This window comes from Erythrobacter sp. CCH5-A1 (assembly GCF_001557115.1).
Taxonomy (GTDB): Bacteria; Pseudomonadota; Alphaproteobacteria; order Sphingomonadales; family Sphingomonadaceae; genus Erythrobacter.
Window position 1 is genome coordinate 1 of record NZ_LSKQ01000011.1, and the last position, 9,599, is coordinate 9,599.

A 9,599-nucleotide genomic window follows, 5' to 3' on the forward strand; every position below is an offset into this window, starting at 1 on the left:
GGGCGCGGGGAGTTTTGCCTGAACGAAGAGCAATTCGGCAAGCTGCGGTGCGCGGGTCGCGGGCGAGATCGCCGCATAGCGCGCCGGAGCGGCGGCAGGCGCGGCGCCCATGAAGGGCTCTACCGCAGAGAACTGGCACAAGGTGTCGAAGGCGGGCTGCTCGGCCCCGACATCGCCCGGCCCGTCGAGCACGATGGCGGCGCGGACCTTGGTGGCCCCGCGCGCGCCGAGCGGCCCCGCGGCGCCATCATCGCGCGCGAGCCACTGGGCGGGCAAGGCTCCCGCCGAATGCCCGACCAGCGTGACGCGGGCGCGGTCGATGGGGTGCCTGGCCGCGACCTGCTCGATCATTCTTGTGGAGGCGGCCCAGTCGGCGAACGACCCCGGCCATCCGCCCCCGTCGCCCACCTCGCGGTAATCGACATTGAGCGTGGCGATGCCCTCTTGCTGCCAGCGGGTCGCGAGCGGGGCCATGTAAGCCTGCGAGGCGATGCCGGTCTTCCAGCACCCGCCATGATAGATCACCGCCAGCGGGAACGGGCCTTTCCCTTTGGGGAGCCGCAGCTCCGCAAACCCGCGCGGATGATCGGCATAGCGCAGGATCGCATCGGGCTTGGACGCGGGGAGGTTGGCATCGGTGCCATAGGTGGCATTGTTCGGCTGCACGACGGCGGGAGCCTCCTCGGGGGTTGTGGCGGGGGAGCAGGCGGCGAGGAGGAGGAAGGGCAGAAGGCGGATCATTTCAAACCTCGTCATGCTGAACGCGTTTCTGCAAGCAGAGCTGCGCTTCCAGCATCCATTGCACACCACAACGCCGCCGGAGTGTGGGGCGGAATGGACCCTGAAACAAGTTCAGGGTGACGCAGGAAGTGATCAAGGAAGATTGCCATGGCCGAATTGACCTTCACACAATCCAACGCTGCCACGTTTCCGTGACCTTCCATCCCTTATCCAATCGGCGCACCTCGTACGTGTTTCCGGCGCCGAGGGAATTGATGTCAACGACACATCGGCGCGGGGTGGAACAAAGAACACGGTTCACAGCAAGCATATCCGCTCGCGCACCGTTCTCATCGAACCAGTACGTCATGCCGCTGAACATGCCGAAGTCCCCTTCGACCGTCTTGCTCTTGCAATCCGCCACGGGAACGGCGCGGATGAAAGTGCCGGCCAAACGATCCGCAAGCAGCGCATAATCCAGCGGCTCGTCACTTTGCAGGCAGATCGTCACGATTTCGGGCGCGGGTCCTTTGGACGCAACCTGTTCGGTCGCTCCTTCGATATACCACGCCAGCTCGGCCCTGATCGCGGCGGCGACCGCTTCGCTCACTTTGGGCCTTCGGTCGATTGTCGCAGACAGCCAGACTCCGCCTGCGACAAAAGCCGCAACGGCAGCGAGGAGAGCAAGCGAGCCTCGGTCGCTCACACCCCCTCCAGCAGCCGATCCGCCTGCGCCCGCGCCTCAGGCGTCACCTCCGCGCCCGAGAGCATCCGCGCAATCTCTTCCTGCCGCCCGGCGTGGTCGAGCAGCACCACCGAAGTCTTCGTCACCGTCCCCGAAGAGGCCTTGGCGATGAGGTAATGCTGCGAGCCGCGCGCCGCGACCTGCGGCGAGTGCGTCACCGCCAGCAGCTGCCCCTCCTGCGAGGCAAGCCGCGCCAGACGCTCCCCGATGGCCGAGGCCACCGCACCGCCAACCCCCCGGTCGATTTCATCAAAAATGATCGTCGCCGCCCCGCCCTTCTCCGCCAGCGCAACCTTCAGGGCGAGGATGAAGCGCGACAATTCGCCGCCGCTCGCGATCTTGGCGAGAGGCGCAAAATCCGCACCGGGGTTGGTCGAGATGAGGAATTCGACCGCGTCCATCCCCGAGGCCGCCCAGCGTTCCTCGGGAAGCGGCGTGACCTGCGTGCGGAACCGCGCGGCATCGAGCTTCAGCGGCGCGAGCTCCGCCGCCACCGCCGCGTCTAGCCGCTCGGCCCCCGCGACCCGCGCGGCGTGGGCCTCGCCCGCGGCCTCGACATAGGCGAGGCGCGCTTCCTTGGCGGCGGCCTCGAGCGCATCAAGCTGCGCTTCCCCGCCCTCGATCGCATCGAGGCGGGCGCGCATGGTGCGCGCGAGGTCAGGCAAGTCGTCGACCTCGCAGCGGTGCTTGCGCGCCGCGGCGCGCAGTTCGAACAGGCGGGTCTCGGCGCGCTCCAGCTCGTGCGGATCATGGACCAGCACCTCGGCGGCGAGCCGCAACTTGTCCTCCGCCTCGCTCGCTTCGATCACCGCGCGGTCCAGCGCGGCAAGCGCTTCGGCCAGCAGCGGATGCTGCTCGGCGATCCGGTCGAGCTTGCGCGCGGCCACGCGCAGCGCCGCGAGGGGGGAATCCGAGCCCTCCCACACGTGCCGCAGGTCCGAGAGGTCACCGGAGAGCTTCTCGCCCTTCTGCATGTCCGCACGCGCGCCTGCGAGCCGCGCTTCCTCGCCCGCAACAGGCTCCAGCGCCGACAGCTCGGCAAGGTGCGCGATGAGCAGATCCTGATCGGCCTTGGCCTGTTCGACCGCCTCGCGCGCCTCGGCCAGCTGCGCCTCGGCGCGAGCCCAGCCGGCATAGGCGCGCTCGAGCCCGGCGACGTCGGTCCCGGCATAGCGATCCAGCAGCATCCGGTGCCCGCGCGGGTTCACCAGCCCGCGATCATCGTGCTGGCCGTGGAGCTCGACCAGCGCAGGCGCGAGCTCGCGCAGCAGCGCGACACTGGCGGGCTGATCGTTGATGAAGGCCTTGGAGCCGCCATCGGCGCGCACCTGGCGGCGGATCATCAGCGGCTCGCCCGGTTCGAGCGCAATCTCGGCCTCGTCGAGCGCGGCGGCCACCGCGGGCGGCAGCGCGGCGAATTCGAAGCTGGCGGTGACACTCGCCCGCTCCTCCCCGGCGCGCACCAGCCCGGTCTCGGCCCGGTCGCCCAGCACCAGCCCCAGGGCATCGAGCAGGATCGACTTGCCCGCCCCCGTCTCCCCCGTCAGCACGCCCAGCCCGCGCGCGAAATCGAGATCGAGCGCTTCGATGAGCACAACATTGCGGATCGAGAGACGGGTCAGCATGGCCGCCCAAGGGGATAGCGCAGCCACAAGGCCGCGTCACGCGGGAAGGCTCGCCCAATCCCCAAGCCGCACGTCTCTGGCACGCCTGCCGGTCACGGGCCATCTTGACCTTGGCGCGATTTGCGCGCCAAGCGCAGAACGGGGCGCCCACCGGGGCTCCCCTTCCCTCGCGCGCGGCACCGGGGCTGCGCCGGCCGCTGTGCGCAAGGGCACGATACAGGTGAGCGCCATGGGGCAGGCCGGTTCCGATTCCGAGCATTCGAACGGCGTCTTGCCGTGGATCGAGCGCGTCCAGATCGCAAGGTTCGGTCCGGTCACGCGCCTTGCCGGAACCCTCGCGATCTTTGCCGCGGCCTGGATCGCGCGTGTGCTGGTCGATCCGCTGCTGCCTCCCGGCTTTCCCTATGTGACCTTCTTCCCTGCGGTGATCCTCACCGGCTTCCTGTTCGGCCTGCGCGCCGGTCTGCTGTCGGCGATGCTGTGCGGGCTGGTGGCGTGGTATTACTTCATCTCGCCCGACCGCAGCTTCACGCTGGCGGGCTCCGAGGTCGCGCTCGGGCTCTATGTCTTCGTGGTCGGGACGGATCTGGCGCTGATCCACGGGATGCGCGTCGCCAACCGCGCCCTGCGCGCCCAGCGCCAGACCAGCCTCGATCTGGCCGCGGAAAAGGAGCAACAGGCGCAGGAACTGCGTCAGGCGCTGGAGGCGCTGCGCGAGAGCGAGATCAAGACCCACCTCGCCACCCAGACCGCCGGAATCGGCATCTGGCAATGGCACAAGCCGAGCGGCAGGATCCACTGGGACGACACGATGTTCGCCCTCTACGGCATCGCCCCCACACCCGACGGTACGCTGAGCCTCGACGAATATCTCGCCCGGCTGCATCCCGACGACGTGCCCGCGCCCGACAGCATCCGGGAAATGGAAGCGCGGCGCGACGGGACCGTGGTCAACGAGTTCCGCATCCGCCGCGGCGACGATGGCCGCGAGCGGCATCTGCGCGCGGTCGAGGTGGTGCGCACCGGTCCCGGGGACGCGAACGAGTGGGTGGTCGGCACCAATCTCGACATCACCGAACAGAAGGACCGCGAAAGCCACATCCGCCTGCTGCTGGGCGAGGTCAACCACCGCGCCAAGAACCTGCTCGCCGTGGTGCTGTCGGTCGCGCGGCGCACCAGCGGGACCGATCACGAGAGCTTCCTGACCAACTTCGCCGCGCGCATCCAGTCGCTCGCGGCGGGGCAGGATCTCCTCGTCAGGAACGCCTGGCGCGGGGTCGGATTGCAGGCGCTGGCGGCGGCGCAGCTAGCCCATTTCAAGGATCTCATCGGCACCCGCATCCTGCTCGAGGGCGATGACGTCGCGCTTGATCCGGCAGCGGTGCAGACGCTCGGCATGGCGCTCCACGAACTCGTCACCAATGCCAGCAAATATGGCGCGCTCTCGCGCGATGGCGGCGAGGTGCGGCTGTCTTGGGCACGCGAGGGCGAGGGTGCCGACGCGCGCTTCGTGATGACCTGGGCCGAGAGCGGCGGCCCGCCGGTCACCCCGCCCGCCGCCAGCGGGTTCGGCTCGGTCGTCACCGGCGCCATGGTGCGCAGCGCGCTCGATGCCGAGGTCGAGAGCCGCTTTGCCCCGGAGGGCTTTGCCTGGCACCTGACCTGCGCGCTCGGCAACATCATCGAGCAGGATGATCCTGCCGCGGTTTTGCGCTAGGGGTCGGCACATGAGCGCCCGCATTCTGGTCGTCGAGGACGAATATTTCATCGCGCAGGAGATTGCCGAGGCGCTGGAGAGCGCCGGCTATCGGGTGGTCGGCCCCTGCCCCAAGGTGGCCGACGCGCTGGCGATCCTTGCCGGGGCCGATCCGTGCGACGCCGCGGTGCTCGATGCGAGCCTGCGCGGGGCGAGCAGCCTGCCGGTGTGCGAGGCGCTCGGCGAACGCGGCATACCCTTCGTGGTGGTGACCGGCTTCAGCCCCGACCAGTTGCCGCCGCCGATGGCCGCCGCCACGGTGCTCGCCAAGCCGCTCGATCCCGAAGCGCTGGCGAGCGCGCTGCGTGCGGCGATGGCGGGAGAGTAGGCGGGCGCGTCCTCAGATCTGGATCTGGCTCCCCAGCTCGACCACGCGGTTGGTGGGCAGCTTGAAGCTCTCCATCGCGCTTTCCGAACTCTTCGACATCCACGCGAACAGCCCCTCGCGCCAGCGCGCCATGCCGGGGTGGTCGGCGGAGGGGATCAGCTTCTGGCGGCCGAGGAAGTAGCTCGTCGCCATCGGATCGAAGGCGCCGCAGGCGGTCTCGAGCGCAGCCAGATCGCGCGGGATGTCGACGTCCTCCATGAAGCCATAGCGCAGGATCACCCGGAAGAAGCCCGCGCCTTCGTCATGCACCGCGGCGCGCGCGGCGGGGTCGACCTGCGGCACTTCCTCCACCTTGACGGTGACGATCAGCACCCGCGCGTGGAGCACCTGATTGTGCTTCAGGTTGTGCAGCAGCGCCGAGGGCACCCCCTCTTCCGAGGCCGATAGATAGACCGCGGTGTTCCTCACCCGGTGGACCGATCCGGCGACCGAGGCGATGAATTGCGGCAGGGCCAGATCGCCCTCGCCCATCCGCTCGCGCATGATCCGGCGGCCCTTGGACCATGTGGTGAGCAGCGTGAACAGCACGCCCGCCACCGCCAGCGGGAACCACCCGCCGTCGGGGATCTTGGCGATGTTCGAGGCGAAGTAGATCACGTCCACGGCGGCGAACAGGCCGATGGTGGCGCCCGCCAGCAGCGCGTTCCAGCGCCACACCCGGAAGACGAGGAAGGCGAGCATGACGGTGGTGATCAGCATCGTCCCGATCACCGAGATGCCGTAGGCCGAGGCGAGGCGGGTGGATTCGCGGAAGCCCAACACCAGCAGCAGCACCATCACCAGCAGGCCCCAGTTGATCGCCGGAATGTAGATCTGACCCGCCGCCTTGGCGCTGGTCTGGAGCGTCTTGAAGCGCGGCAGGAAGCCCAGCTGCACCGCCTGATGCGTCACCGAGAAGGCGCCCGAGATCACCGCCTGGCTGGCGATGATCGTCGCCGCGGTGGCGATCAGCACCAGCGGCAGCCGCGCCCATTCGGGTGCCATCAGGTAGAAGGGATTCTCGGCGGCCTCGGGATGCGCGAGCAGAAGCGCGCCCTGCCCCATGTAGTTGAGCATCAGGCAGGGATAGGCGACCCCGAGCCAGCTGAACCCCACCGCGCGGCGGCCGAAATGCCCCATGTCGGCATAGAGCGTCTCGGCCCCCGTCACCGCGAGGAACACCGAGCCCATGGCAAGGAAGGCGGTGTGCGGGTCGTAAGCGAAGAAGGCGGCGGCGTGGTAAGGATTGAGGATCCCGAGGATCTCGGGCCGCGCGGCGATATTGACGATGCCGAGGGTCGCCAGCGTCGCGAAATAGACCAGCACGATGGGTCCGAACAGCGCGCCGACCTTGGCCGTCCCGCGGCTCTGAATCAGGAACAGGCCGATCAGGATGACCACCGCAATCGGCAGGACCAGTGCTTCCAGCGCCGGATTGACGATGGTCAGCCCCTCGACCGCCGAGAGCACCGAAATCGCGGGCGTGAGCATCGCGTCGCCATAGAACAGCGAGGCGGCGAGCACGCCCAGCACCACCAGCGCGGCGCCGATGCGCGGGCCCTCGACGTGGCGGGCGATCAGCGCCAGCAGCGCAAAGGAGCCGCCCTCGCCCTTGTTGTCGGCGCGCATCGCGACAAGCACATATTTGAGCGTGACGATCAGCATCAGCGACCAGAAGATCAGGCTCAGCACACCGAAGACGTGGAGCCGGTCGACTGTGAGCGGGTGCGGCCCGACGAAGCTCTCCTTGAGCGCATAGAGCGGCGAGGTGCCGATATCGCCATACACGACCCCGATCGCGCCGAGCATCAGCACGGGCAGGGGATCGCGGGGGCCATGGTGGGGGGTCGTGGCGGCGGAGGCGGCCGGGGCCGCGGGAGATGCTGTGTCCATGCGCCTTCATGTGCGCCCGAATGCCATAAAGTTTCCATGTGGATTGGCGGCCGGCATGCGGAGAATGGCTTGGCGGGCCATGCAATGCGGCGCATCTTGCGCAGCATGACGGACCCTGACTTCCCCTCCCCCGCCGCGCTCGCGCCCAGCACGGGCTCGCGCGCCATCGGCCTCGCGTTCGGCCTGTTCCTGACGCTGGCATCGACCCTTGCCGGATTGTTGCTGGCCCCCGATTGGGGCTCGGCGGCGATCGTGTTGCTTTATCTGCCCCCGGTGCTGGTGACCGCGCGCTATGCCGGGCTGACCCCGGCGCTGGGCGTCTCGGTGCTGGCGACGCTGGCCTTCAATTTCTTCTTCACCCAGCCCTACCATACGCTGCGGATCGCGAGCGCGGCTGACATCCTCACGGTCGTCGCGCTGTTTCTGGTCGCGGTGGTGACCAGCCAGCTCGCAAGCTCGATGCGCACCCAGGCGCAGCTCGCCGCCGCCAGTGCGGCGAGGAACGCGACCATCGCTGGCCTCGCCCGCCGCCTCATCCCCTGCACCGATCGCGAGAGCATCGCGCAGGTCGTCGCCGAGGATCTCGCCCGGCTGTTCGATTGCCACGTGGTGTTTGCCGCCAACGAAGACCCGCCGCAGGTGCTCGCCGCCCTGCCCGCTGCCCCCGCCTTCGCGCCCAATGATCACGCCGCGCTCGCCGCCGCGATCGAGGAGCGGCGGGTGACGGGGCGCGGCATGGCCCATGTCAGCCCGACCGACTGGCAGTTCCACCCGGTGGTGGGCGCAGGGAAAGTGCATGCCGCAGTCGGCCTCGCGCGGCCCGACGGGCGCTCGCCGGTGACCGAGGCGACGCGCGAATTGCTCGGCAACCTGCTCGATCAGGCGGCCCTCGCGCTGGAACGCGCACGCCTCGAGGCGGAGGCCGCGGCGGGCATCGCCGCCAAGGAGCGCGACCGGATGCGCGCGGTGCTGCTTGCCTCGATCGGCGAGGACGTGAAGCCGCGCCTCCACGCGATCCAGACGGGCGCGAAGACCCTGCGGCGCAATCCGGGCGACAAGGATGCGGCAGGCGCCGTGGCGGCCGAGGCGGCGATGCTGCAGCGCTATGTCGACAATATCGTCGACCTGTCGCCCGGCGAGGATCAGGAGCCGGTCGTCTGCGGCCCGCTGGTGATCGACCTGTTCCGCCACCGCGTGAGCCGCGCGGGCGAGGAGGTGCATCTGACGCCGAAGGAATTCGCGGTCCTTGCGCAGCTCGCGCGCCATGCGGGCCGTGTGCTCACCCACCGCCAGCTGCTGCGCGCGGTGTGGGGCCCGGCGCACGAGGACAACATCGATTACCTGCGGGTCGCGATCCGCGCGCTGCGGCAGAAGCTGGAGGAGGATCCGGCGGAGCCTGCGCTGATCCTCAACGAGCCTGCGCTGGGGTACCGGTTGGCGGGAGGCGGCGGGGCTCCGCGCCGCGCTTAGCCGATCAGCTGGCGCTCACACTCGCGGCGTTCTTGTTCACCAGCTTGTAGGCGCGCTCGTACCACTCGCTACCCGGGTAGTTCGCGCCCAGCACCGCGGCGTATTTCACCGCTTCCTGCGGCAGGCCCAGCGCAAGGCTGCTCTCGCACAGGCGGTAGAGCGCCTCGGGAGTGTGGCTGGTGGTGTCGAACTTCTCGACCACGTTGCGGAACCGCATGTCGGCGGCGAGCCACAGGCCCATGCGCTGGTAGTGGCGGCCGATCTCCATCTCCTTGCCTGCAAGGTGATCGGCGACCAGATCGAGCTTCAGCCGTGCATCGGCGGCGTATTCGGATTGGGGAAAGCGCCGGTTGACCTCGCGCAGCGCGGTCTGCGCCTGCTCGGTGATCTTCTGGTCGCGGTTCACGTCGCTGATCTGCTCGTAATAGGAGAGCGCGATCAGGTAGTAGGCGTAAGGCGCGTCCTTGTTGCCCGGGTGGATCGACAGGAAGCGCTGCGCGTTCTGGATCGCCTTGTTGTAATCGCGCGCGATGTAGTAGCTGAAGGCGCTCATCAGCTGCGCGCGGCGGGCCCAGGGCGAATAGGGGTGCTGGCGCTCCACCTCGTCGAACAGCGCCGCGGCCTGCAAGGTGTTGCCCTTGTCGAGCCGCCGCTGCGCCTCGGCATAGAGCGATTCGACGTCGCGCGCCACGTAAGCGACGTCCTTCGGCCCCCCGCCCCCGGCACAGGCCGAAAGGCCCGCAAGAGTGAACGCAGCAAGCGCAGCGCGCGCGGCAAGGGTGTGGAGCTTCATCGACATGGCCAGTCGTATAGCGAGGGCAGCCCTGAACGCCAAGTGAAGGCTGAGCCCTGTGCGCAAGTCGTCAGACTTGCAAACAAGAGGCGAAAGCCCGGCCGGCGGGTCGGCTTGCCGAACCCGTCCGACGACGCGGCTCTGCCGCGGCGCGCCCTCACGCCGCATTTTCCTACTCGCTGCAAATATGTTTCCTTGCCGCGCATGACCCGTCGCAAAGACCCCCGCAC

8 protein-coding genes are annotated in these 9,599 nt (G+C 68.8%); 3 read left to right on the forward strand and 5 right to left on the reverse strand.

What is annotated here, in order from left to right:
- From AX708_RS00495 to recN, 3 genes are all read right to left on the reverse strand, one after another.
- Positions 1 to 756: S9 family peptidase (locus AX708_RS00495; protein WP_156454501.1), on the reverse strand; the 756-nt coding region annotated here is incomplete at its 3' end.
- 148 nt (positions 757 to 904) lie between these two features.
- Entirely contained in the window at positions 905 to 1,330 is a 426-nt protein-coding gene (locus AX708_RS00500; protein ID WP_067489154.1) for a hypothetical protein, read from the reverse strand.
- A gap of 92 nt (positions 1,331 to 1,422) precedes the next feature.
- Entirely contained in the window at positions 1,423 to 3,090 is a 1,668-nt protein-coding gene (gene recN / locus AX708_RS00505) for a DNA repair protein RecN (RefSeq protein WP_066530852.1), read from the reverse strand.
- A gap of 229 nt (positions 3,091 to 3,319) precedes the next feature.
- Between recN and AX708_RS00510 the strand changes: the two genes are divergently transcribed.
- Both AX708_RS00510 and AX708_RS00515 read left to right on the forward strand, forming a co-directional pair.
- Complete coding sequence (locus AX708_RS00510; protein WP_067489157.1) at positions 3,320 to 4,807, forward strand: sensor histidine kinase; 1,488 nt, start codon at positions 3,320 to 3,322, stop codon at positions 4,805 to 4,807.
- Positions 4,808 to 4,817: 10 nt separating this feature from the next.
- Positions 4,818 to 5,174 (forward strand): response regulator, encoded by a 357-nt coding sequence (locus AX708_RS00515; protein ID WP_066530845.1) that lies wholly within the window; start codon positions 4,818 to 4,820, stop codon positions 5,172 to 5,174.
- Positions 5,175 to 5,186: 12 nt separating this feature from the next.
- Here AX708_RS00515 and AX708_RS00520 read toward each other — a convergent pair whose 3' ends face one another.
- Complete coding sequence (locus tag AX708_RS00520; protein WP_066530842.1) at positions 5,187 to 7,106, reverse strand: potassium transporter Kup; 1,920 nt, start codon at positions 7,104 to 7,106, stop codon at positions 5,187 to 5,189.
- Positions 7,107 to 7,211: 105 nt separating this feature from the next.
- On the opposite strand from AX708_RS00520, the gene AX708_RS00525 reads away from it, so the two are divergent.
- Positions 7,212 to 8,576, forward strand: a complete 1,365-nt coding sequence (locus tag AX708_RS00525) for a DUF4118 domain-containing protein (protein WP_197426158.1) — start codon at positions 7,212 to 7,214, stop codon at positions 8,574 to 8,576.
- Between the two features lie 4 nt (positions 8,577 to 8,580).
- Here the strand turns inward: AX708_RS00525 and AX708_RS00530 are convergent, their stop codons facing one another.
- Entirely contained in the window at positions 8,581 to 9,375 is a 795-nt protein-coding gene (locus AX708_RS00530; protein WP_156443433.1) for an outer membrane protein assembly factor BamD, read from the reverse strand.
- Positions 9,376 to 9,599 lie beyond the last annotated feature (224 nt).